The following is a 23,469-nucleotide window of genomic DNA, read 5'->3' as shown; positions in this document are numbered from 1 at the left end:
TTATCCTATTGAAAGCAGCAGAAGTGCTTGAAGGCGGTGCTTGGCTTTGCTAAGATAAAGTCAGAGATTTTTTGATAAGGAGGGATTCCTATGAGTGGATAAAAAGGCAGTTAGCAAGCTAAAATGAAAGCGTTTTAATTATGTGAGGTAAGTCTGATGAAAAAAGAAATGAAGAAATTACTTGCTTTAGGAGCCTTGAGTCTTGCTTTTATGTCAGCGAATCCTGCTTTGGCGTCTGAAAGCAAAAATCATATCAATGATGTTAAAATCATTATCAAGGGTTATGAGTTTGGACCTGCTGTTCCTAAGCTTCTTGTGAGATTAGACCAGAAAGTTTCAAAGGTATCGTCCAAAGGACTCAAAGTTGAGACTGCAGGTGTCAGCCGACGCGTTCAAAAGGTTTATTTGTCTGATAAAACCGGCCAAAAGAGCACAGTTAAAGAAAGCCGTTATTTAACGATTCAAATGCCTGTTACATATGATGCTGAAGATGCCAATAAAAATGCATCGCCTTTTATTTACAACATGGATGTATTTCAAAATCAGTGGGTTAAGACATACCCTGTATCTATCAAAGGACTGAACGTCAGCCAAAATGGAAAATCTGCTCGATTAGATAGCACCAGTGATGCTGTTGATAAAAGACTTTCCCCGGATTCAGATGTTTTTAAGAACAGGGGTGATTTTTCGGGAAACTACACCAATCCTTTCACTAAAAAAGAAGAAAGCATCACTCTAAAATATGCAGCTTATGAGCCTGAAAGTCTGAAATCCGGTAAGAAAAATCCTTTAATTATCTGGCTGCACGGTCAAGGTGAAGGCGGGACCGACCAAGATATTACGCTGCTTGGCAATGAAGTGACTGCTCTTGCTAAAAAGAACATCCAAAGTCATTTTAAAGCAGGAAAGCAAACCGGAGCTTACATTTTAACGGTACAGACGCCAACGTATTGGATGGATGAAGGGGATGGCACTAATGGTTCAGGCTCAGGTGTGTCACGCTATACTCAGGCACTGATGGATACAATCAAGCAATACGTAGCTGATAATAAAGACGTTGATCCTGATCGTATCTATTTGACAGGCTGCTCGAATGGGGGTTATATGACCATCAATATGGCTTTACACTATCCCGATTATTTTGCTGCTTTAGTTCCTCAAGCAACCGCTTATTCTTACTATGAACACGAACGAAATGCTGACGGTAGCTACAAAACAGTAGAAGATAAGAACAGCGTTTCCGGAAAATCACCTATTCGCACAGATAAGGTCTGGTTTGACAGCAAAAAAGTGAAAACCTTAAAGAGTATTCCTATCTGGTTTGTTCATTCAGCGGCAGATGAAGTTGTCAATCCTGAAAATTACTCGCTGCCGATTTACAAAGCTCTGATTGACAGCGGTGCTAAGAACAAATGGTTCTCGTATTATAAAAATGTACAGGGATTTGATATGAAAGATACTGTTTACAACGGGCATTGGTCTTGGACATATTTCTTTAACGATCAGGTGTCAGGCGTTCAAGACCCATCAGCTGTCAAAAAAGCTTCAAAATTATCAGGATTTAAGCCCAGCAATAAGACAAAGGGTGGTTCTGCCACTGTTAAATGGGGCGGAAAAACCTATACGGATGTTTTTGACTGGCTCAATGATCAAAAGAAATAACATAATTGCCTGCAAAAATAGGCATCGTAAAAACGAACAAGTACGCTTGTTCGTTTTTCAGTTATAGATATTGGAGCTATACTATTTTAGCCGGACTTAACGGGTTTTTTAGTCGTTTTTCGGTATTGACTGGGGGTTATCTGATAATACCGCTTGAACTGGCGGTTAAAATTTGACAGGTTATTGAAACCAACTTCGGTTGAAATTTCAAGAATGGGCTTAATTGAATTAATGAGCAGGTCACAGGCTTTGCTGAGCCGAAATTGAATAATAAATTCGGTACATGATGTTCCGGTATGCTGCTTAAATACCGTCATAAAATGGGTCTTACTGTAACCGAAGCGGTCTGCCAGCATTTCGATCGGAAGCTCTTCTTGATAATGCTGATGAATGTAGTCAATTAATTCGCGGATTTTTTCATTTTTTCGGTACATATCATCCGAATGCTTGCGCAGAACATACTGGTGAAAATAGAGTAAGTAGACCAGCTCTTGCAGTTTAGCTTTTAAAAGCAGCTCAAAGTGCCGTCCCTGCTTATGGTAAATATCAAAAATAGTAAAGAGACAGTTTTTGATTGCTTCATAGCCGGACATGCCGGGTTTAATACAAGGAACCAGTTTAAAGCTGGAATTTTGCAGGGGCTGCAGATAACGAAGGCTTGTCTGGTCTAAAAGCGAGTAACCGACCATATCTAAATGAAACAGCAAAGTTTCAGCTTTTTGACATTTATCGCCGATAGGGTGAATGGAGTGCATACCATTGGGACGTACGAGGATAATATCACCTGACCGGCTGTTGAAATAATCATAATCGATATGATATTGAGCGGTTCCTTCATAAATATAGGAAATTTCTAATTCGGGATGCCAGTGAAAAAGTGTGTCTGGACGCCCATTAGAAATAGCCGTTTCAAAAATTTTATAAGGCAGAAGCTGATTTTCAAAATCTGTTGTATGTTTAAAATTTTCGTCTGTTAAAAAATCTTTCATCCCTAGTCTCTCTTACTAAATCATAGGATAGTATTATTATAGCATATAATGGGCAGTAAGAAGCTAAAAAGAAAATCTGTTTAGAAGAAATGTCTTGATTAAGAAATATTCTGTAATAAAACAGAAATAAAATTGTTACCTTTTGTAATATTTGCAGATATAATTTTTAGTATAAGACATTGCATGATAAAGCATCAAACGGGGATAAAAGAAAGTGGACAAAAAGGACATTATTTTAACTGGTTTTTACAATGCCAGGCTAAACAGCCGGCAGAAAGCACAATTGATTTATAGTTTGCCAAATGAACATACAGTCAAAATGAGCAGTGAAGGCAATCCCTATACTGAAGGTGAGCCGGATTGGTATATTTATAATCGTTGTGCCCAATTAGGTAAAGCCATTAGTCCCCTTTGGGGTGAAGCTGATGAGTGGGCTGACAAGGCTCAGCAAGAAGGCAGCTCCGTAGGAAGTGCAGCCAGAGTCGGAGCTGTCGCTTGTTTTTTAAGAGACGATGCAGATGGAAATAAAAAGGATCATCTTGCTTTTGTAGAATATCTCAACAGTGACGGAAGTTTCATCATCAGCGAAATGCCACAGCCTAAAATTCTTAATTGGCGCCGTATAACACCGCAAGTTCAAGCTGTTTTTATTTATCTATAAGTAAGCAGCTGCTGTAGCAGCAAAAAAAGACAGAGAATAACAAGAAAAGAGAATCAAAATTTAAAGTTGAGACTGCTTTTCTTGTTTTTTTGAATATCAAAGCATAGTATCAGTATTTCCAAAGATAGTGTCAGCCTTCTCTCTTCTAAAAATCATATAATAATAGTATCAAAACTTGAAAGGAAACTCACTATGCCTTACACATTTCCAGACGGATTCTTATGGGGCGGCGCTACAGCCGCTAATCAATTTGAAGGTGCTTATAATCAAGACGGCAAGGGTTTGTCAGTACAAGATGTGACGCCTAAAGGAGGTGTTGCTCAGCCCGGATCGTCAAGTCCCTTAATTACGGATGAACCGACAGAGGACAATCTTAAATTAATAGGAATTGATTTTTATAACCGCTATAAAGAAGACATTGCCCTTTTTGCAGAAATGGGTTTTAAGGTTTTTCGGCTGTCGATTGCTTGGACACGTATTTTTCCAAACGGCGATGATCAAGAACCGAATGAGGCCGGACTTGCTTTTTATGATAAGGTCTTTGATGAATTGGCAAAGTACAACATTGAACCTTTAGTCACACTGTCTCACTACGAAACCCCTTTGCACTTAGCTCGCAAATACAACGGTTGGGCTAATCGGGACCTGATTGGCTTTTATGAACGCTATGTCCGAACCGTTTTTACACGTTATAAAGATAAGGTTAAGTACTGGTTGACTTTTAATGAGGTTAATTCTGTTTTGCATGCTCCTTTTATGTCTGGCGGCATTATGACAGACCCTGAAAAATTAAGCAAACAAGATCTTTATCAGGCAGTTCATCATGAACTTGTAGCATCAGCCTTAGCAACTAAAGTCGGCCATGAAATCAATCCGGATTTTAAAATCGGCTGTATGGTGCTTGCCATGCCTGCCTATCCAATGACAGCCAATCCGCTTGATCAATTAGCGGTTCGGGAATTTGAAAACCAAAATTATCTATTCAGTGACTTGCACGCACGCGGTAAGTATCCAAATTATATTAAGCGCTATTTCAAGGAAAATAATATAGAGATACAGTTTGCTGACGGGGATAAAGAATTAATGCTGGAAAATACAGTTGACTTTATTTCATTTTCTTATTACATGAGTGTGGCAGCAGCACACAATCCTGAAGCCTATGAAAGCGGCCGCGGCAATATCATGGGAGGCATTGCCAACCCTTATTTGGAAGCTTCCGAATGGGGCTGGCAGATTGATCCAGTTGGCCTGCGCCTGGTGCTCAATGATTTTTACGACCGCTACCAGCTGCCGCTCTTTATTGTTGAAAACGGCTTAGGTGCTAAGGATGTTCTGGTTCAAGGTCCGGATGGACCTACAGTTGAAGATGACTATCGAATTGATTATTTGCAAAAACATCTGGTGCAGGTTGGAGAAGCTCTGCAAGACGGAGTAGAATTGCTTGGCTATACAACTTGGGGACCGATTGATTTGGTTTCAGCTTCTACGGCAGAATTAAGCAAACGCTACGGATTTATCTATGTAGATCGCAATGATGACGGATCCGGAAGCTTGGAACGCTATAAGAAAAAATCTTTCGATTGGTACAAAAAAGTCATCGAAACAAATGGAGCGAGTCTCTATGATTAAACAGGTAAAAATAGTTTAAAAAATGCCGGGATTTTATCCCGGCATTTTTATGATGTATCTACAGTGTTTAATTACTGACTTATAATATCATTAAAAAATGAAAAAGTTTTATAAACAGCAGAAGAAGTACCCAAAATTGAAGTTGTTAAAGGAAGCAGGGCAAAAGCAGCCATTGCCTTTCTTTCTAATTCTGTCTGCTCACTGTTTTTAGGCTGGGAAAGGTAGGCCGCCTTGGAGGCAGCACCAAGCTGGGCAATTTTTAAATCCTGCATTATTGTGGTCTCGCTATCTATCTCCAGACTGTGTTTCTGACTGAAGAGATAATTCATTGCTTCGCGCAGAACAGGATTTTCGCTGCTGATAATCTCATTATCGATGACTGAACGAATGGCCAGGTATTGAGTAGGATTCATTTGATTGGTTTTTCCGTCAGAAGTTTCAAGGTTACTGATGGTTTGCTTTGTAACACCAATCCTTTTTGCTAAATCTTCGGCAGTCCAATTGGCGATGTTTCGAAGAGAGGAAAGATTAACCTGTAATCGCTTGATGTTTTGATTAGAATGCGAAATTCTTTTGGGCATAGTACAATTACCTTGTTGTCAATTATTTTATACTATATTATATAAATTAAATAATAAACTGTCAATTATATTTTAATATAAAATAATAAATATGAGTAAATTATTTTATATTAAAAGGCAAAATTATCGTTTTGAGAAAGAAAACAGTGTGTTCGTTCTTTTCTCATGAAAGGGGTTGCTAAAATTAGAAAACAGCTTTCGAAAATGAGAAGATGAAAAATTGAAAGGACAGATGTATCAATGTGTTTTCGTATTTCTTTAGTAAAAGATTAGAATTTTTTAAAAATAACAAATTAACGACATTTAGAATTCTTCTATTAAAAACAATGTTTTTATGTTAAAATACGTGATGTAGATATAATATTTTGAAATATTCTACGAAAATTTTTAAGGAGAAATTCTTTTTATTATGAAAATGAAATGGAAACTTTTAAGCTTAGTTTCAATTCTTACTATTTTAGTAGGAGCTTTTTGGATGACAAAAACTGTAAAAGCTGACCAAGTTACCAATTATGCAAATACGTCTTCAGTTACCAAGTCAGACGGTACACCGCTTTCTGCTGATTCAGCTATTCGCTACTGGGAACCGTTGGCAGTCAGTAACAGCATCACATTTCCGGATGAGGTGAGTATTAAAGCTGGTGATACCTTGACTTTAAAACTTCCGGAACAATTGCGCTTTACTACAGCTCTGACCTTTGATGTTTTGCATTCCAGCGGTCAGCTGGCCGGCAAGGCGGTTACTGATCCGGTAACACAAGAGGTAACTGTGACCTTTACAGATATTTTTGAAAAGCTGCCTCTTGATAAGGAGATGTCACTCAATTTCAACGTACAGGTCAATCATGACAACATAACAACTCCGGGGACGCTTAATTTCACCTACAACGGGGTAGCCTATACTACTACGGTTGAAGAAAAAGAGGTTGTACCAGTAAGTCCTGCTGTTTATAAAACGGGTTATCAAGATCCTAACGATCCAAGTATTATTCATTGGCAAGTACTGATCAACAGCAAACAGGCAGCGATTGATAATCTTACTTTAACGGACGTTGTTGGTGAAGGTCAGGAAATTGTCAAAGAATCTTTGCTGGCTGCGCGCTTGCAATATATTGAAGGTGATGATGTAGACAGTTTGGATGAGGCTGCTTCAAGGCCCTATGCAGAAGATTTTTCTAAAAATCTCTCTTATCAAACAAATAACACCGGTTCAGCGGTTGGATTTACTTATACCTTTGGCAGTACGACCAATAATGCTATCTTTATTTCCTATAATACACGTTTGACTAAATCACAGTCGGTTGGTAATGATATGACCAACACCATTGCAATTTCCGGAAATAATGTAAATTATTCTGATACAGTTGGCTATGCCCGCATTGAGTCTGCTTATGGCAAAGCCAGCTCAAGACAAAGAAGAGAGCTGCAAACGACAACAACTGTTTCTGAAACAACGACTTCGGCTTCGTCTGAGACAACAACTGAAGCCTCTACGACGGAAAGCAGCACTGCTACAGAGGTAACAACAACGGAAAACAGTACGACTACCGAAGCAGCTGCAACGACAACAGGCAATGCATCAACTACAACTTCGGCAGAAACAACGACTGCAAAAGAAGAAACAACAAGTAACTCAGCAACGGCGACAACGTCAGAAGGTCTTTTGACGACAAACGCAACAACGACTTCTAAAGAAACAGTTAAGCAGAAAGTAAGACTTGTCCTGCCATCCACTGGTGAGCAAGCCGGTCTTTGGCTGACTGCTATTGGGATTGTTACTGTAATAGTAGCAGGAGTTTACTTCTATAGAACACGCCGTTAATCAAAGATATGAATAAGGCGGGAACTGATAGTTCCTGCTTTTTTTGATGAAAACTCAAGCTTTGGCTTTGTTCACAAGTCATTTTTGCAGGAATTGTCTTTTTTAAGACAGGGGTTTTTATGATATAATAAGCTTGATAATCATCTAAGGAGGTTTATGTTATCAGTAGTAACAATACAGCCAAAAGGTTATTGAAAAAGGGCCGAAAAGGACTTTTAAGAGGGGTTTTTAGCCGAGCAACAATTATTATTATTCTATTTCTGATTCAAATTTTTCTGCTGCTGTCCACATTTCTCTGGTTCGGTCATTACAGACTGCACTTGGAAATTTTAGAAGTCATTTTAATGACAGGAGCCGTGCTTTATCTGGTTAACAGTCAGATGGATACGCTTTCTATCATTACTTGGCTTTTGGTTATTCTGCCTTTTCCGTTTCTAGGGACACTGTTTTTGATTTATACGAAGCAGGATTGGGGCTATCGAGAGCTGAAAACGCTTATGAAAAAGTCAACTCAGGCGATTAAACCTTATTTTCAGCATGATCAGGAAATTCTGGACCGGCTGAAGGAGAGCCATGCCAGAACCTATAATCTAGCTCAGTATCTTCACCGAAGCGGCGGTTTTCCTGTCTACGAAAATACCAAGGTCACCTATTTTCCTGATGGAGAGTCGAAATTTGAAGAGATGAAAAAACAGCTCCTAAAAGCAGAGAAATTTATCTTTTTAGAATATTTTATTATCGCTGAAGGTCTGATGTGGGGAGAGATTCTCTCCATCTTAGAACAAAAAGCCAAAGAAGGCGTGGAGGTCCGTGTCATGTATGACGGCATGCTGGAGCTGTCAACCTTGTCTTTTGACTATGTCAAAAGGCTGAAGAAAATCGGAATAAACGCTAAGGTATTTTCTCCTATTTCACCTTTTGTGTCTACCTATTATAACTATCGTGATCACCGCAAGATTTTAGTTATTGACAACAAGGTTGCCTTTAATGGCGGAATAAATCTTGCAGACGAATACATCAATCATATTAACCGCTTTGGCTATTGGAAAGATACGGCTGTTATGCTGGAAGGAGAGGGAGTAGCTTCTTTCACTTTGATGTTTTTGCAGATGTGGTCCACGACCAATAAGGATTATTATTTTGAGCCTTATGTGAAGAATTCGTATAAGGTGGCGGCAAATGGCTATGTCATTCCTTACAGCGACTCACCGCTTGATCATGAAAAAGTGGGGGAAAATGTCTATATTGATATCCTTAATCAAGCCAGAGACTACGTCCATATTATGACCCCCTACCTTATTTTGGACAGCGAATTAGAGCATGCCCTGAAATTCGCTGCAGAACGCGGTGTTGATGTCAAAATTATTATGCCGGGTATTCCTGATAAAAAGGTACCTTATGCTTTGGCAAAACGCTATTTTCCCGCTCTGCTGGATGCAGGGGTTAAGATTTACGAATTTACACCCGGTTTTGTGCACGCCAAAGTTTTTGTAGCTGATGGTATCAAAGCAGTGGTAGGAACAATTAATCTTGATTATCGCAGTCTCTACCATCATTTTGAATGTGCCACCTACATGTATCAGACAGACTGCATCGTTGATGTAGAGAAGGATTTTCAGGAGACACTTAAGCAATCAAGACGGGTAACGCGATCAACTCTTAGAAAAGAGAAAATTTCTACCAAAATAATTGGTGTCGTTGTTAAATTGGTAGCTCCGCTTCTGTAAAATTTGGCAAATCACTATTCTTGTGTTACAATAAATATATGCGATGAGTCGATTGTGGCTATGCCACACGCGCTAAGGAAATCATAACGCAGGAGCGGATCTTGGCAAGCTGTGTGAACCTGCTTGTCACATCTTTTGATAAGGTGCCTTTTAAAGCCGGGATTTTGATATCCCGGCTTTTTGTTTGCAATTTCCCGTTATCGGTAACTGCAGACAAAAAGCTGTTGAAGTCTGTCAGTTTGCCCAAAGAGTAATTTTATATGCAGAATCGAGACAGCAGTTATGATTTTCAGATGGCTGATCTTGCTCCTTTTATTTCAAATTCAGCCTTTACAGGGTTTTATTTTTAACTGAAAAGTAGTATAATTAAACCTATTAAACGAATAATAACAAAGAGGTAAATCAGACTATGGGATACACAGTTGCTGTCGTTGGTGCTACAGGTGCCGTTGGAACTCGCATGATTCAACAATTGGAGCAGTCTACGCTCCCGATTGACAAAGTGCGTCTTTTGTCATCATCGCGCTCTGCAGGCAAGGTTTTGCAATATAAAGGACAAGACATTACCGTTGAGCTGACAACCGAAGAATCATTTAAAGGAGTTGATATTGCGCTTTTTTCTGCCGGCGGTTCTGTTTCGGCTAAATTTGCTCCTTATGCAGTTAAAGCTGGCGCAGTAGTTGTGGACAATACATCCCATTTCCGTCAAAATCCTGATGTTCCTTTGGTTGTACCTGAGGTCAATGCTCATGCCATGGATGAACACAATGGTATCATTGCCTGCCCTAACTGTTCAACAATCCAGATGATGGTGGCTTTGGAACCTATCCGTCAAAAATGGGGACTTGAACGGGTTATTGTTTCAACTTATCAGGCTGTATCGGGAGCAGGTCAGTCAGCTATCAATGAGACTGTCCGAGAAATCAAAGAAGTTGTTAATGACGGTGTTGAACCTAGGGATCTTCATGCAGATATTTTACCGTCCGGCGGTGATAAAAAGCACTATCCGATTGCTTTTAACGCTCTGGCGCAAATCGATGTGTTTACCGACAATGACTATACTTACGAAGAAATGAAGATGACCAACGAAACCAAGAAAATCATGGAAGATGATTCTATTGCTGTTTCAGCGACCTGTGTTCGTATTCCTGTTCTTTTCTCGCATTCTGAGTCTGTCTATATTGAAACAAAGGAAACAGCGCCTATTGAAGAAGTTAAAGCAGCCATTGCAGCGTTTCCTGGTGCAGTTCTTGAAGACGACATTGACCATCAGGTTTATCCTCAGGCAGTTAATGCTGTCGGCAAGCGTGAAACTTTTGTCGGCCGTATTCGCAAAGATTTGGATGTCGAAAAGGGCATTCACATGTGGGTTGTTTCGGATAACCTGCTCAAAGGAGCGGCCTGGAATTCAGTTCAGATTGCTGAAAGTCTTCATGACCGCGGTGTGGTACATCCTACTGCCGAATTAAAGTTTGAACTCAAATAAAGCCGCAAGCTAATCGCTACACAAATGAAAGGGAGAGGTTATGTCAATTACCGATTTTAAAGATGCCAAAATTATCACAGCACTTGTGACACCGTTTAACGAAGATGGGTCTATCAATTTTGCAGCTCTTCCAAAACTTATTGAGCACTTGCTTACGCATCATACCCAAGGGCTTCTTCTGGCTGGAACGACAGCTGAAAGTCCGACCCTTACCCATGATGAAGAATTAGAGTTGTTTGATGCTGTCCAAAAGATTGTTAAAGGACGGGTGCCTTTGATTGCCGGTGTCGGAACAAACGATACGCGTGATTCTGTTAATTTCGCTAAAGAAGTTGCGGCATTCGGCGGGTTCTCAGCCGGACTCGCTATTGTTCCGTATTATAATAAGCCGACTCAGGAGGGGCTGTATCAGCATTTTACAGCTCTTGCCGATGCCAGTGATCTCCCCATTATTATTTATAATATTCCGGGACGTGTGGTTACAAAGCTTGAAGCAGATACCATGCTGCGCTTAGCTCAGCATCCCAATATCATCGGGGTGAAAGAATGTACTGATCTTGATACTATCGCATATTTAGTTGAGAACAAACCAGATGATTTCTTGATTTATACCGGTGAAGACGGTGAAGCCTTCCATGCCCTTAATCTGGGAGCAGACGGTGTTATCAGTGTGGCTGCGCATACTAATGGCGATGAGCTGTTTGATATGGTTGAGGCGATTGGAAACAGTGACATTAAAAAAGCTGCACAGATTCAGCGCCGGTTCCTGCCAAAAGTGAAGGCACTTTTCTCGGTTGCCAGTCCGGCTCCTGTGAAAGCTGTGCTTAATCATCAAGGCTTCGAAACAGGGCCTCTGCGTTTGCCGCTTGTAGCTTGTACAGAAGAAGAAGCCAAACGTATTATTGAAATTGTTGAAAATTAGAAAGTTAAGGGGGAGCGTTCTGCTTTCCCTTTGTTCTTTGATAGAGTAGTGTTTAATAGATTTGCTGTAAGAATCAGAACTTTTTCATGCTTTGTCTTTTGACCCGAAGAAGGGATTGTTCAGGTTAAAAGACTTGACAATTAGTCAAACAATTTAGATAATAATATAAACGTTAAAAGCGCTGAACGAATTTTAGAAAGAGGTTTCTATGCAAGTTACCAAACGAAGCGGACAGGTTGTTGACTTTGATCCTGATAAAATTTATCAAGCTATCCTTAAAGCGGCTCAGACGGTTTACGCATTAGATGATGCTTTGCGTCAGGACTTGGCACAGGTGACAAAAAAGGTTATCGTTGATTTGGAAGAAGCTCACATAGAGCGTCCGACAATCAGTATGATTCAGTCTTTGGTGGAGCATCGTTTGCTGGATGCCGGTTATATCAATATTGCCGAACATTATATTTCTTACCGCCTTCAGCGCGATTTGGAACGAAACGGCTATGGCGACCATATCAATGTGCATTTGCATTTTGAACAGCTCAAATAATACAAGAAGAGTTCAGGACAAAATCAGTATTCTCTAAGAAATTGATTTTGTCCTTTTTTTTTACAAAAATATTATTTAAGTTAGATTTAAAATGCGGTTAGAAAATCTAATGGAAAGAAGCTCCATGCTATAATAAAAAAGTGAAGCGGCTTTAGGAGGTTTTGCTTTATGATAAAAGAAAAACGAAATAAGGGCTTTGTCTTATATCTGGTTTTAGGACTTTGTTTTATCATTAATCAGCTGTAAGCCTGAGCTTACAGCTGATTTTTATAGTGCAAAAACACGGCTTCTGAATAATTGCTAATTATTGCTGAAAGCGCTATAATTAAGCTAGGTAAGCACATCAATTATAAAATTGTCTGGAGGGCAAAAACTATGTTAGAAACATTTAAAGTTACAGCTAAAAAAACAGCATCCGGCTTGCAGGTAGAAGCCGATGCACGTGGTTTCAAATTTGTCTTAGATGAACCGGAAGAACTTGGAGGAACAAATACAGGAATGAATCCTGTCGAAGCTTTATTGTGTGCTTTTGGTGCTTGCCAATCAATTGTTTGTGCGTCGTTTGCTGAATCCCAAAATTTCAGCTATGATGAATTTTGGATAGAAGTTGAAGGCGATCTTGATCCGGAAGGTTTTATGGGACTGTCTGATGCTCGCAACGGTTTTCAGGAAATTCGTTACTCAACACATTTTGTGACAGAAGAGCCTCAGGACAAAATTGATGCTTTTTCTGACTTTATGGACCAGCGCTGTCCGGTAAGTGACAACTTGCAAAACGGCGTCAAAGTTATTCGAACAGCAGCAGTCAAAGAAAGCAGATAAATCGTTTTTGGCTGTATTTTCTAATCAGCTAAATACTTGCCAAAAAAGCTGATGTCTTTAACTATTGCTAAAAACGGCCGCTTGTCATTGAGCGGTCGTTTTTGTAATATAGCAGTGAGCCAGAGTTAAACAGTCTTAAGCTGCCCCAAAACGTCGTAGAGCTTTTCCTGAGCTTCTTCAAGGCTGAGGCTGGTTTGCAGCAGCCAATAGCTGACAAAGGCAACAATTCCTCCAGAGAAAATGTGTATATAGGAACTGTCAGGTACACTTCCGATACTATTACCGGACTGCAGATTGGCAGAGACCAGCATCTCGTGAAAAGCCGCTGAAAAAACGGCAGGCTGGCTGGTCAGTAATCGGTAAATAATAAAACGGTGCTGTTCAACAGCAAGGAGAATGTTGTCTAAAAACAACCGGCTTTCAGCTTCTGTGATCGTCGTCAAGTCTTTGACGAGAGGCCGGCAGGCCTCTTCGATAGAAAGAAGAATCTCTTTAAGCATACTTTCATAGAGATGCTCCTTTGTCTCATAATGTTGGTAAAAAGCATTGCGAGAGACCTGTGCCAGCTCACACAGCTCCTTGACAGATATCTTAGAGATATCTTTGCTTTGCAATAAGATCAGGAAGGCCTCTTGAAGGGCTTTTTCTGTTTTTTCAAAGCGTAGGTCTTGTTTCAAAGTGACAGTCCTTTCTTTTCTGTCATGTAAGTGACAGAATGTTTAAAGCTGTTTATTGACGATTTTAAATGACAATTGTAATATAAATAATATACCACAAAGAAAGCGAGAAAACAAATGGCAAATCGTATTACAGAAATTCTGGGGATTGAAAAGCCAATCATTCAAGGACCGTTGGCTTGGCTGACCAATGGTAGTTATGCCGGTGTAGTCAGTGCAGCAGGAGGCCTTGGGGTACTGGGCATCAGCGCCGGTCAGAAAGTGGCAGCGACAACTGTCGAAGAAACGATTGAAAACATGCGCCGTGAGATCCACATTGCGCGTCAGATTACTGACAAACCGCTAGGCATTAATGTAGCACCGGGCAGTGAGCTGACCGATATGTTTACAGGTCCGATGCTTGACCTCATGACTGAAGAGAATGTCCAAGTCGCTATTATGGTGGGAGAGTTTTCGGCTTACTGGACTGCTAAATTTAAAGAAAAAGGCATTAAGGTTGTTTTCCGTGCGGAAACACCAACTGCCGAAAATACAGAAGAAGCCATTCAAGGCGGCGCAGACATTATTGTAGCGACCGGCTTTGACGAAGGCGGTACAGTTCCCGCCAAGGTTATCGGAACTTTCTCAATCGTTCCAATGATTGTAGATGCTGCGAAAAGCCGTGTGCCGGTGATGGCAGCTGGTGGGATTGCTGACGCGCGCACTGCCCGCGCAGCCTTTGCTCTCGGTGCAGAAGGTCTCTATGTCGGTACAGCTTTCATGATGTCAGAAGAATCTATTTTGGCACAAAATATCAAAGATATGGCGCTAAAAGCGGATGCTGCAGCTCTCTTGCTTTATCGTACAGTCCCAGCTTATTACCGCTCGTTGCCGGGAGAAATTCCTGATAAACTTTTGAAAATGAGCCAAGCAGGAGCCAGTGAAGAAGAGATTTTTGAAGTACAGCGCGGCTATAACGGTATGCGTGACGGCATGCTCTTTGGAGACCTCAGCAAGGGCTTTGCATCCTTTGGTTTGGGCATTTCCATGATTGACAAGATTGAACCTGTAGCGGTAATCATGGATAAACTCATGTCTGGGATTGAGGATTTGGTATAGGTATGACAAAGCAAAAACAAATGAAAATTGTCTTGCAGATGGTGTCAGGCTACGGCGGTGAATTTAAAACCTGGCGTTTGCCGGAAGCAAGAGCAGATGCTTACACGGATATGGATCTCTATGTTGAGATGGCGCAGCTAGCTGAAGCAGGTAAAATCCATGCCCTGTTTATGGCAGATACTCCTGCTCTTGCCAACGACATCAGCCGCGACACGCCTATGCATTCCATGGATTCCTTGGTTGCAATGACGTCGGTTGCAAGAGCTACTAAAAACATTGGTCTTGTCGGCACCTTTTCAACGACTTTTAATGAGCTTTACAATCTTGCCCGCCATTTAAAGGCACTGGATGTCATCAGTCATGGCCGTGTGGGATGGAATGCCGTTACAACATCAACACCAGCGACAGCAGCAAATTTTGGGACACATTTGAAATCAATCCGTGAGCGTTATGGACGGGCACATGAGATGATTGAAGCTGTCCAGGGACTCTGGGGATCTTGGGGAGAAAAGGCTTATCTTCATGATAAGAAATCCGGCCAGTTTGCAGACGTTAATCAAATCAAACCTCTCCGCTACAAGGGGGACTACGTTCAAACAGCAGGACCTCTCCCTATTCCGCCCTCTGAGCAAGGCCAGCCGCCGATTTTCCAAGCTGGTCCAAGTCCTGAAGGGGTGCGTTTAGCCGGCCGGTTTGCTTCTGGTGTCTATGCGAATCCTTTCACTATTGAAGAAGCACGAGAGTATCGAGATATTTTGAGAGAAAGTGCCGTTGCTCACGGTCGCTCGGCTGATGATATCACTGTTTTTACAGGCTTTATGTTTACCATTGCAGGCAGCAAGGAGGAGGCACTTGCCCGCCGCCGGGCAGTGCTGGAATTTGATAAGGAAGAATTGACGCAGCGCCTTGCTTATCTTGGAGCTATGGTTGGTCTTAACTTTCAAGAAATTGATCCTTATCAGCCACTGCCGGAAAGCTGGCTGAAAATGGCGCGTGCCAATAGGCATGATCCACGTTCGCTCCGTGCCTTAGAGGTTTTGAAAGAAGGTTACTCACCAGTTGATACTCTGGCACACGGTGTCATCAATTATCACCCTGTAGTCGTTGGAACGGCAAGAGATGTAGCAGACTTCTTACAGGAGTGGTTTGAAGCTGGTGCAACAGATGGCTTCTCTATCGTACCAGACCTTGCCCACGATGGCGTACGTGCCTTTGTCGAACAGGTTGTGCCGATTCTTCAAGAACGAGGTATCTTCCATAAAGACTATGAAGGAGAAACTCTGCGAGAAAATCTTGAAATTCCTTACCAATACAGTATCAGAGAAGAAAAATGAGTTTCTTGACCTCTCTGGTGCAGCATTTTATAAGCAAGAAGGAAGCAGTCGCAATAGCGTGACTGCTTTGTATTTTAAAATATATTAACTATCGTTTTTCTGCTGGAAGGGTGCAAAGAATACTGTGAGCCGCAAGCACAATCGCAAGAAAAATGGTAAAATAGAACACAGCATCGAGAAATACTTTCACTCTTCCAATATTACCCAATAACTGCTCGACACATCAAAAAAATAATGAACTAGGCTGCAAAAAGCTTATAAAACAAGGAGAAAACACACTATGGCTACTATTCAATGGTTTCCGGGTCACATGTCTAAAGCCCGCCGGCAAGTGCAGGAAAATATCAAACATGTTGATTTTGTTACGATTCTAGTAGATGCCCGTTTGCCTTTTTCCAGTCAAAATCCTATGCTGACTAAAATTGTAGGGGATAAGCCTAAGCTCATGATTCTGAACAAGGCAGATTTGGCAGATGGCAGCCGTACCAAAGAATGGCAAGATTATTTTGAAAATCAGGGAATTAAAACTCTGGCTATTAATGCTAAAGAACAAAGTGCCGTTAAAAAAGTAGGCGAAGCAGCGAAGCAATTGATGGCCGCTAAACTTGCCAAACTGCGTGAGCGCGGCATCCAAAAAGAAACCTTGCGGACGATGATTATCGGCATTCCCAATGTCGGAAAATCAACTCTGATGAATCGCCTGGCCGGTAAAAAAATAGCCGTAGTCGGCAATAAACCGGGAGTTACAAAAGGTCAGCAGTGGCTTAAATCTAACAAGGATTTAGAAATTTTAGACACGCCCGGTATTCTCTGGCCGAAGTTTGAAGACGAAACGGTAGGGCTTAAATTGGCCTTGACAGGGGCAATCAAAGATAATCTTCTGCCCATGGATGAAGTTACTATTTTTGGTCTCAATTATTTTAAAGAAAACTATCCCGAACGTTTGAAGGAGCGTTTCAAGGAAATTGATTTAAACGAAGAAGCACCTGAGATGATCATGTCTTTGACACAAAAGCTGGGATTTCGAGATGATTACGATCGGTTTTATTCTCTTTTTGTCAAGGAAGTCCGTGATGGTAAATTTGGCAGATATACATTAGATAAGGTCAGTGATTTGGATGGCGACGATTAAAGAAATCAAAGAGCAATTAGCTGGTATTGACAGCTTGGATGATGCCGTTTTTAGAGCTTTGATGCTAGATCAGCGTTCTGGTGTTCAGCAGGCAGTAAGGCAGCGGCAAAAACAGATTCAGGCCGAAAAAGCCGAGAATGAACGTTTGGAGCGCATGCTAACTTATGAAAAGCTGCTTTATGAAAACGGGTGTCAGCTTATAGCCGGAATTGATGAAGTTGGCCGAGGTCCTTTGGCAGGTCCTGTTGTTGCTGCCGCTGTTATTTTACCGCCTGAGTGTAAGATAAGAGGGCTTAATGACAGCAAAAAAATTCCAAAATCTAAGCATGAGGCTGTGTACAATGATATTGTCAAACATGCTGTTGCTATAGGCATTGGCAGTCAGTCAAACCGTGTGATTGATCAAGTCAATATTTATGAAGCAACTAAATTAGCCATGTTGGAGGCATTAGAGAAGCTTTCTGTTCGGCCCCAGCATCTGTTGATAGATGCGATGGAACTTAGTACTGACATTTCTCAAACCTCGCTTATCAAAGGAGACGCCAAATCACTCTCTATTGCAGCGGCCTCTATTGTTGCTAAGGTTACGCGTGACCGTATGATGACAGCCTGCGATCAGGAATTTCCGGGTTATGGGTTTGCTCAAAATGCCGGCTACGGTACCAAGGAACATTTAAAGGGGCTGCAGGAAAGAGGAGTAACTCCGCTTCACCGGCAAAGTTTTGAGCCGGTTAAGAGTATGATACATCAACAATAGCTGCCTTTAAGAAATAGCTGTTTTCGTGGGTAGTTATGAGAAATAAGGGAGCAACATGATGACAGAAAAAGAGAAAATGCTGGCCGGGCAGCTCTATGATGCAGGTGACGCCGAATTGAAACAGCTGCGGTTAGCAGCGCGTGAAAAAATGGCGGTCTTTAATAGTGAGCTTGACCGCAGCAAGCGCCAGGAACTGCTCAAAGACTGGCTGGGAATGACCGGCAGCAACATTATGGTTGAGCCTCGTTTTGCCTGTGATTATGGCTGCAATATCCATGTTGGCGAAAATTTCTATGCTAATTTCAACTGTACCTTTCTTGACGTCTGCGAGATTCGTATCGGTGACAATGCGATGATCGGTCCCAATGTTCAGCTGTTAACCCCTCTGCATCCGCTGGATGCCAAAAAACGTATTTCCGGTCTGGAATACGGTGCTCCGATTACAATCGGCGACAACCTGTGGATAGGCGGCGGAGCAACTGTTTTACCAGGCGTCAGCTTGGGTGATAATGTTGTTGTCGGAGCAGGAAGTGTTGTCACAAAGTCATTTGGTGACAATGTTTTGATTGCTGGCAATCCTGCAAGAATTATTAAAAAATTATAATCTTAAGAGGCGGTGTAAAAACTCGCCCAATATTCCTGTTTTGGAATAAGCTCTTGACGCAGTGGTTGGGAGTAAGACTTGTTGGCTAGGCCAAGAAGTCTTACCCCTGCATAGTTCATTAGGTGCTTGAGCACCAATGAACCACTGCTGGCTGGCTTTGCTTTTGCCACAAGGCCAAAGCGGAAAACCTAAACAAATGTGATGAACATCGTTCATCTTATTTCCAACCTCAAAAGGTCCCCCAGACCTTTTGAGCTGTGCGGGGGTGGGAGTGAAACGGTCTGGGGAGAGACCGTTTCAGGTCACCACCTTGAAACTAGGGAGTGGTGAGAACCAAAATTTTCAATTTTTAGGTTCTTTCCCACTCCTTTTTCGAATAGTTTAAATAGCGAGGTATAAAATGGATAATTTTCAACTATTTAAACTAAAAAAAGCGGGGCTGACCAACCTTAATATCTTAAATATTCTTGCTTATCAGAAAAAGAAAGAAAAATCTCTGTCTTTGCGTGATATGGCAGTTGTTTCCAAATGTAAGGAGCCGTTGATTTTTATGGAGCACTATAAAAATCTCAAAAGCAAAGAGCTGCGTGAAGAGTTTAATCGTTTCCCGTCTTTATCTATCTTGGATAAGGAATATCCTTTAGAACTTAAAAACATTTATAACCCGCCTGTTCTTTTGTTTTATCAGGGAGACTTGGAACTCATGAGCAGACCTAAACTTGCTGTAGTTGGTTCTCGGAATGCCGGTAAAACCGGTGTCGATTCCGTTAAAAAAATTGTGCGTGAATTGGACAATCGCTTTGTTATTGTCAGCGGTCTGGCACGCGGGATTGATACTGCTGCACATTTAGCCATCCTGAAAAACGGCGGAGCGACTATTGCCGTCATCGGTACCGGATTGGATAGATACTATCCAAAAGAGAACCGTCAGCTGCAAAGTTATATTGCAAAAAATCATCTGATCCTATCAGAATACGAGCCCAAGAGTCAGCCGCTTAAATACCATTTCCCGGAGCGCAATCGCATTATTGCCGGACTTTCCCGAGGAGTTGTAGTAGCAGAGGCAAAAACACGCTCAGGCAGTCTGATTACCTGCGAGCGGGCACTGGAAGAAGGCCGGGATGTTTTTGCTGTTCCGGGCAATATTTTAGACGGACGCTCAGACGGCTGCCACCACCTTATTCAGGAGGGTGCCAAGTGCATTGCATCAGGCACGGATATCCTAAGTGAGTATGGGCTGAGAAAGTAAGTTTTCCTATAGAAAAAGTTTGTTCTTGACAGTATTCTAAAAATGATATATTATTCTAGGAGTTTATAACTTATAGGAAGTGTAGAATATTGACAAGTAAAACTGCAGTAAAAACAAAAAAGACAGGCAAAAAAAGGACAGCATCTAAAAAGAATTTAGTCATCGTTGAATCCCCTGCCAAGGCAAAGACGATTGAAAAATATCTTGGACGGTCATACAAGGTTGTTGCTTCGGTAGGGCATATCCGTGATTTGAAAAAATCAAGCATGTCCATTGATTTTGACAATAACTATGAACCCCAATATATCAATATCCGCGGCAAAGGTCCTTTAATCAATTCTCTGAAAAAAGAAGCCAAAAATGCCAAGCAGGTTTTTCTGGCCAGTGACCCGGACCGTGAAGGGGAAGCTATTTCCTGGCATTTAGCCCATATTTTAGACCTTGATCCCAAGGGGAAAAACCGTGTTGTTTTTAATGAAATCACCAAAGATGCTGTAAAAAATGCCTTTGTTGAGCCGCGTCAGATTGATATGAATCTTGTTGACGCCCAGCAGGCGCGCCGTGTTTTAGATAGAATTGTCGGCTACTCCATCTCACCTATTTTATGGAAAAAGGTCAAAAAAGGCCTTTCGGCAGGACGTGTCCAATCCGTTGCCTTGAAACTTATTATTGACCGTGAAAATGAGATTAAGGCTTTTAAACCGGAAGAATATTGGAGTATTGACGGCTTCTTTAAAAAAGGAAACAAAAAATTTCAGGCCAGCTTTTATGGACTTGATGGCAAAAAAGTCAAACTTAAAGACAATGCAGCGGTCAAGGAAATACTGGCTCGTATTAAAAGTGATGAATTTCTTGTCAGTAAGGTAGAAAAAAAGGAACGCAAGCGCAATGCACCGCTTCCTTACACCACATCATCGCTGCAGCAGGATGCCGCCAATAAAATTAATTTCAGAACACGAAAGACCATGATGGTTGCTCAGCAGCTCTATGAAGGCATCAGACTGGGTTCCAGCGGCCAGCAGGGGCTTATCACCTATATGCGTACAGATTCGACCAGAATCAGTCCGGTTGCTCAAAGTGACGCCGCTAATTTTATTTCTGAGCATTTTGGAGATAAGTACGCAAAGCACGGCAATCGCGTCAGAAATGCGTCCGGAGCTCAAGACGCTCACGAAGCCATTAGACCTTCCAATGTCAACCAGACACCTGAATCTATTGCCAAATACTTAGACAAGGATCAGCTGAAGCTTTACACGCTTATTTGGAATCGCTTCGTTGCCAGTCAAATGACGGCTGCTGTTTTCGATACCATGAAGGTTAACCTTGAACAAAACGGTGTCCGCTTCACCGCTAACGGCAGTCAGGTGAAATTTGACGGTTACTTAGCTGTCTACAATGACTCTGATAAAAATAAAATGCTTCCCGATATGGCAGAAGGTGACACTGTTAAGAAGGTTTCAACTAATCCTGAACAGCATTTCACCCAACCGCCTGCCCGCTATTCTGAAGCGACGCTCATTAAAACTCTGGAAGAAAATGGCGTTGGCCGGCCGTCTACCTATGCACCGACTCTTGAGACGATTCAAAAACGTTATTATGTCAAACTCGCAGCGAAGCGCTTTGAACCAACCGAACTCGGTGAGATTGTCAATGGTTTGATTCTTGAATTTTTCCCGGATATTGTAGATGTCAAATTTACAGCCGAGATGGAAGGGAAGCTCGACCAAGTAGAAGAAGGTCATGAGCAGTGGCAGAAGGTTATTGATAGTTTTTACAAGCCTTTTGAAAAAGAGCTTGCCAAGGCTGAAACAGAAATTGAAAAGATTCAAATCAAGGATGAGCCTGCAGGTTTTGACTGCGATGTCTGTGGACATCCAATGGTTATTAAATTAGGCCGCTATGGCAAATTTTACGCCTGCAGCAACTTCCCTGAATGTCATAACACTAAAGCCATTACCAAAGAAATCGGCGTTACCTGTCCGCTTTGCAGTAAGGGTCAGGTGATTGAGCGTAAAACAAAACGCAACCGTATCTTTTACGGCTGCGACCGCTATCCGGAATGTGAATTTACATCATGGGATAAACCAGTCGGCCGGAACTGCCCTAAATCGGGAGACTTCCTGGTTGAGAAAAAAGTTCGCGGCGGCGGAAAACAGGTTATCTGCAGCAGCGAAGCCTGTGATTATAAGGAAAAAATTATTAAATAGCTCAAAAAAGTTTGCATAAGAAAAATTATGCAAACTTTTTTGCTGCTTTTCTGCACCTGTCTGCCTGAAAGCAGCGGCCCAAGCAGGTTTTAAATATGGTATAATAACATATATTACTTTATAGAAAGATTTGAGGGAACAAGAAATTGCGCTGCACCATCGGCTAAATATTTGGAGCTGTGATGGCAGCACTGTCCGTGTTCCCAAGAGGTATTAGTGCTATGTCTCAATCTTACATCAATGTTATCGGTGCAGGACTTGCAGGAAGCGAGGCAGCTTATCAGATTGCTAAACGCGGAGTTCCTGTCAAACTTTATGAAATGCGCGGTGTTAAATCTACGCCGCAGCATAAAACGGATAAATTTGCAGAGCTGGTGTGTTCCAATTCTCTGCGCGGCGACAGTTTGACCAATGCGGTTGGACTTTTGAAAGAAGAAATGCGGCGCTTAGATTCTGTTATTATGCGAGCAGCGGAAAGTACCCGTGTGCCTGCAGGCGGAGCCTTAGCGGTGGATCGTGATGGTTTTTCGCAAAAGGTGACAGATGAGGTCATGAATCATCCTCTTGTTGAAGTTATACGTGATGAGATCACAGAAATTCCCGAGGATGCGGTTACAGTTATCGCCACCGGTCCTTTAACAAGCGATGCTTTGGCTGAGAAAATTCACGCACTCAACGGCGGTGATGGTTTTTACTTTTACGATGCGGCTGCACCGATTGTTGATAAAAATTCTATTGACATGGAAAAAGTCTATCTCAAATCGCGCTATGACAAGGGTCAAGCAGCCTATCTCAACTGTCCGATGACTAAGGAAGAGTTTATGGCTTTTTATGAGGCTCTAATAACAGCAGAAGAAGCACCGCTTAATTCTTTTGAAAAGGAAAAGTATTTTGAGGGCTGCATGCCTATTGAAGTCATGGCTAAGCGAGGCATTAAAACCATGCTTTACGGTCCTATGAAGCCTGTCGGTCTGGAATATCCGGATGATTATAAAGGACCTCGTGATGGTGACTATAAAACGCCTTATGCAGTTGTACAGCTCCGTCAGGACAATGCGGCCGGAAGTCTTTATAATATTGTCGGCTTCCAGACACATCTGAAATGGGGAGAACAAAAACGTGTCTTTCAGATGATCCCGGGGCTTGAAAAAGCAGAATTTGTGCGCTATGGTGTTATGCACCGCAATTCTTATATGGATTCTCCCAATCTTTTAGAACCTACTTTTGCAACACGCCAAAATCCAAATCTTTTCTTTGCGGGCCAAATGACAGGAGTTGAAGGCTATGTAGAGTCTGCCGCATCTGGGCTTGTTGCCGGTATCAATGCTGTCCGCCGCTTGAAAAAAGAAGAAGCAGTAGTCTTTCCTCAGACAACTGCCATTGGGGCTCTGCCGCATTACATTACGCATACTGACAGCAAGCATTTTCAGCCCATGAATATTAACTTTGGTATTATTAAGGAATTGGAAGGCCCGCGCATCCGTGATAAAAAAGAACGTTATGAAAAAATCGCTCAGCGTTCACTTCAGGTATTAACTGATTTCATCGTTATTTAACATGATT

Annotated in this window: 20 protein-coding genes; 17 read left to right on the top strand and 3 right to left on the bottom strand. The window is 41.7% G+C overall.

Annotation, left to right across the window (positions count from 1 at the left end; genetic code table 11):
• Positions 1-156 precede the first annotated feature (156 nt).
• Positions 157-1,662 (top strand): prolyl oligopeptidase family serine peptidase, encoded by a 1,506-nt coding sequence (locus AC4HAN_RS00620; protein WP_491090513.1) that lies wholly within the window; start codon positions 157-159, stop codon positions 1,660-1,662.
• Positions 1,663-1,748: 86 nt separating this feature from the next.
• Here AC4HAN_RS00620 and AC4HAN_RS00615 read toward each other — a convergent pair whose 3' ends face one another.
• Complete coding sequence (locus AC4HAN_RS00615; protein WP_491090512.1) at positions 1,749-2,651, bottom strand: helix-turn-helix domain-containing protein; 903 nt, start codon at positions 2,649-2,651, stop codon at positions 1,749-1,751.
• Between the two features lie 214 nt (positions 2,652-2,865).
• Here AC4HAN_RS00615 and AC4HAN_RS00610 point away from each other — a divergent pair, with 214 nt between their 5' ends.
• Together AC4HAN_RS00610 and AC4HAN_RS00605 are read left to right on the top strand one after the other, a co-directional pair.
• Positions 2,866-3,312 carry a CHAP domain-containing protein gene (locus AC4HAN_RS00610; protein WP_491090511.1) on the top strand — a complete coding sequence of 149 codons (447 nt, stop codon included), beginning with the start codon at positions 2,866-2,868 and terminating at the stop codon, positions 3,310-3,312.
• A gap of 192 nt (positions 3,313-3,504) precedes the next feature.
• Positions 3,505-4,941 carry a glycoside hydrolase family 1 protein gene (locus AC4HAN_RS00605; RefSeq protein WP_491090510.1) on the top strand — a complete coding sequence of 479 codons (1,437 nt, stop codon included), beginning with the start codon at positions 3,505-3,507 and terminating at the stop codon, positions 4,939-4,941.
• Between the two features lie 71 nt (positions 4,942-5,012).
• Here AC4HAN_RS00605 and AC4HAN_RS00600 read toward each other — a convergent pair whose 3' ends face one another.
• Entirely contained in the window at positions 5,013-5,522 is a 510-nt protein-coding gene (locus AC4HAN_RS00600; RefSeq protein WP_491090508.1) for a helix-turn-helix transcriptional regulator, read from the bottom strand.
• A gap of 409 nt (positions 5,523-5,931) precedes the next feature.
• Between AC4HAN_RS00600 and AC4HAN_RS00595 the strand changes: the two genes are divergently transcribed.
• From AC4HAN_RS00595 to AC4HAN_RS00570, 6 genes are all read left to right on the top strand, one after another.
• On the top strand, positions 5,932-7,344 hold the full coding sequence (locus tag AC4HAN_RS00595) for a collagen binding domain-containing protein (protein WP_491090506.1): 1,413 nt from the start codon (positions 5,932-5,934) through the stop codon (positions 7,342-7,344).
• Positions 7,345-7,535: 191 nt separating this feature from the next.
• Positions 7,536-9,071 (top strand): cardiolipin synthase, encoded by a 1,536-nt coding sequence (cls, locus tag AC4HAN_RS00590; RefSeq protein ID WP_491090505.1) that lies wholly within the window; start codon positions 7,536-7,538, stop codon positions 9,069-9,071.
• 409 nt (positions 9,072-9,480) lie between these two features.
• The gene (locus AC4HAN_RS00585) at positions 9,481-10,557 is read left to right on the top strand and encodes an aspartate-semialdehyde dehydrogenase (protein WP_491090504.1); all 1,077 of its coding nucleotides are present in this window, start codon (positions 9,481-9,483) and stop codon (positions 10,555-10,557) included.
• 40 nt (positions 10,558-10,597) lie between these two features.
• Positions 10,598-11,479 carry a 4-hydroxy-tetrahydrodipicolinate synthase gene (gene dapA, locus AC4HAN_RS00580; protein ID WP_491090503.1) on the top strand — a complete coding sequence of 294 codons (882 nt, stop codon included), beginning with the start codon at positions 10,598-10,600 and terminating at the stop codon, positions 11,477-11,479.
• 208 nt (positions 11,480-11,687) lie between these two features.
• Entirely contained in the window at positions 11,688-12,026 is a 339-nt protein-coding gene (locus AC4HAN_RS00575; RefSeq protein WP_491090502.1) for an ATP cone domain-containing protein, read from the top strand.
• 375 nt (positions 12,027-12,401) lie between these two features.
• On the top strand, positions 12,402-12,848 hold the full coding sequence (locus tag AC4HAN_RS00570) for an OsmC family protein (RefSeq protein ID WP_491090501.1): 447 nt from the start codon (positions 12,402-12,404) through the stop codon (positions 12,846-12,848).
• Between the two features lie 125 nt (positions 12,849-12,973).
• On the opposite strand, the gene AC4HAN_RS00565 is transcribed toward AC4HAN_RS00570, so the two are convergent.
• A complete protein-coding gene (locus AC4HAN_RS00565) occupies positions 12,974-13,525 on the bottom strand; it encodes a TetR/AcrR family transcriptional regulator (RefSeq protein WP_491090500.1) in 552 nt (183 codons plus the stop codon).
• A gap of 117 nt (positions 13,526-13,642) precedes the next feature.
• Between AC4HAN_RS00565 and AC4HAN_RS00560 the strand changes: the two genes are divergently transcribed.
• The 8 genes from AC4HAN_RS00560 to trmFO all read left to right on the top strand — a co-directional run bounded on the left by AC4HAN_RS00560 (position 13,643) and on the right by trmFO (position 23,462).
• Positions 13,643-14,623 carry an NAD(P)H-dependent flavin oxidoreductase gene (locus AC4HAN_RS00560; RefSeq protein WP_491090499.1) on the top strand — a complete coding sequence of 327 codons (981 nt, stop codon included), beginning with the start codon at positions 13,643-13,645 and terminating at the stop codon, positions 14,621-14,623.
• A gap of 2 nt (positions 14,624-14,625) precedes the next feature.
• Entirely contained in the window at positions 14,626-15,957 is a 1,332-nt protein-coding gene (locus AC4HAN_RS00555; RefSeq protein ID WP_491090498.1) for an NtaA/DmoA family FMN-dependent monooxygenase, read from the top strand.
• A 280-nt stretch (positions 15,958-16,237) separates the two neighbouring features.
• Positions 16,238-17,089: a ribosome biogenesis GTPase YlqF gene (ylqF, locus tag AC4HAN_RS00550; RefSeq protein ID WP_491090496.1), complete on the top strand. Its 852-nt coding sequence runs from the start codon at positions 16,238-16,240 to the stop codon at positions 17,087-17,089.
• Complete coding sequence (gene rnhB, locus AC4HAN_RS00545) at positions 17,076-17,846, top strand: ribonuclease HII (RefSeq protein ID WP_491090494.1); 771 nt, start codon at positions 17,076-17,078, stop codon at positions 17,844-17,846. Before ylqF ends, rnhB begins: the two co-directional genes overlap by 14 nt.
• A 55-nt stretch (positions 17,847-17,901) precedes the next feature.
• Positions 17,902-18,450 carry a sugar O-acetyltransferase gene (locus AC4HAN_RS00540; protein WP_491090493.1) on the top strand — a complete coding sequence of 183 codons (549 nt, stop codon included), beginning with the start codon at positions 17,902-17,904 and terminating at the stop codon, positions 18,448-18,450.
• A gap of 400 nt (positions 18,451-18,850) precedes the next feature.
• Entirely contained in the window at positions 18,851-19,699 is an 849-nt protein-coding gene (gene dprA, locus AC4HAN_RS00535; RefSeq protein ID WP_491090492.1) for a DNA-processing protein DprA, read from the top strand.
• Between the two features lie 89 nt (positions 19,700-19,788).
• A complete protein-coding gene (topA, locus tag AC4HAN_RS00530) occupies positions 19,789-21,906 on the top strand; it encodes a type I DNA topoisomerase (protein ID WP_491090491.1) in 2,118 nt (705 codons plus the stop codon).
• A gap of 221 nt (positions 21,907-22,127) precedes the next feature.
• Positions 22,128-23,462 (top strand): methylenetetrahydrofolate--tRNA-(uracil(54)-C(5))-methyltransferase (FADH(2)-oxidizing) TrmFO, encoded by a 1,335-nt coding sequence (gene trmFO / locus AC4HAN_RS00525; protein WP_491090490.1) that lies wholly within the window; start codon positions 22,128-22,130, stop codon positions 23,460-23,462.
• Positions 23,463-23,469: the final 7 nt, after the last annotated feature.

Source organism: Streptococcus sp. ELY_86 (genome assembly GCF_058314495.1).
This window is presented reverse-complemented; position numbering and strand designations above follow the sequence as displayed.

Bases quoted from the DNA above. Each gene is read 5' to 3' on its own strand.
- AC4HAN_RS00620 (WP_491090513.1), top strand. From the start codon at position 157: ATGAAAAAAGAAATGAAGAAATTACTTGCTTTAGGAGCCTTGAGTCTT.
- AC4HAN_RS00585 (WP_491090504.1), top strand. From the start codon at position 9,481: ATGGGATACACAGTTGCTGTCGTTGGTGCTACAGGTGCCGTTGGAACT.
- AC4HAN_RS00540 (WP_491090493.1), top strand. From the start codon at position 17,902: ATGATGACAGAAAAAGAGAAAATGCTGGCCGGGCAGCTCTATGATGCA.
- AC4HAN_RS00555 (WP_491090498.1), top strand. From the start codon at position 14,626: ATGACAAAGCAAAAACAAATGAAAATTGTCTTGCAGATGGTGTCAGGC.
- dapA (WP_491090503.1), top strand. From the start codon at position 10,598: ATGTCAATTACCGATTTTAAAGATGCCAAAATTATCACAGCACTTGTG.
- AC4HAN_RS00605 (WP_491090510.1), top strand. From the start codon at position 3,505: ATGCCTTACACATTTCCAGACGGATTCTTATGGGGCGGCGCTACAGCC.
- AC4HAN_RS00615 (WP_491090512.1), bottom strand. From the start codon at position 2,651: ATGAAAGATTTTTTAACAGACGAAAATTTTAAACATACAACAGATTTT.
- trmFO (WP_491090490.1), top strand. From the start codon at position 22,128: ATGTCTCAATCTTACATCAATGTTATCGGTGCAGGACTTGCAGGAAGC.
- AC4HAN_RS00595 (WP_491090506.1), top strand. From the start codon at position 5,932: ATGAAAATGAAATGGAAACTTTTAAGCTTAGTTTCAATTCTTACTATT.
- AC4HAN_RS00575 (WP_491090502.1), top strand. From the start codon at position 11,688: ATGCAAGTTACCAAACGAAGCGGACAGGTTGTTGACTTTGATCCTGAT.
- rnhB (WP_491090494.1), top strand. From the start codon at position 17,076: ATGGCGACGATTAAAGAAATCAAAGAGCAATTAGCTGGTATTGACAGC.
- AC4HAN_RS00560 (WP_491090499.1), top strand. From the start codon at position 13,643: ATGGCAAATCGTATTACAGAAATTCTGGGGATTGAAAAGCCAATCATT.
- AC4HAN_RS00570 (WP_491090501.1), top strand. From the start codon at position 12,402: ATGTTAGAAACATTTAAAGTTACAGCTAAAAAAACAGCATCCGGCTTG.
- dprA (WP_491090492.1), top strand. From the start codon at position 18,851: ATGGATAATTTTCAACTATTTAAACTAAAAAAAGCGGGGCTGACCAAC.
- ylqF (WP_491090496.1), top strand. From the start codon at position 16,238: ATGGCTACTATTCAATGGTTTCCGGGTCACATGTCTAAAGCCCGCCGG.
- AC4HAN_RS00600 (WP_491090508.1), bottom strand. From the start codon at position 5,522: ATGCCCAAAAGAATTTCGCATTCTAATCAAAACATCAAGCGATTACAG.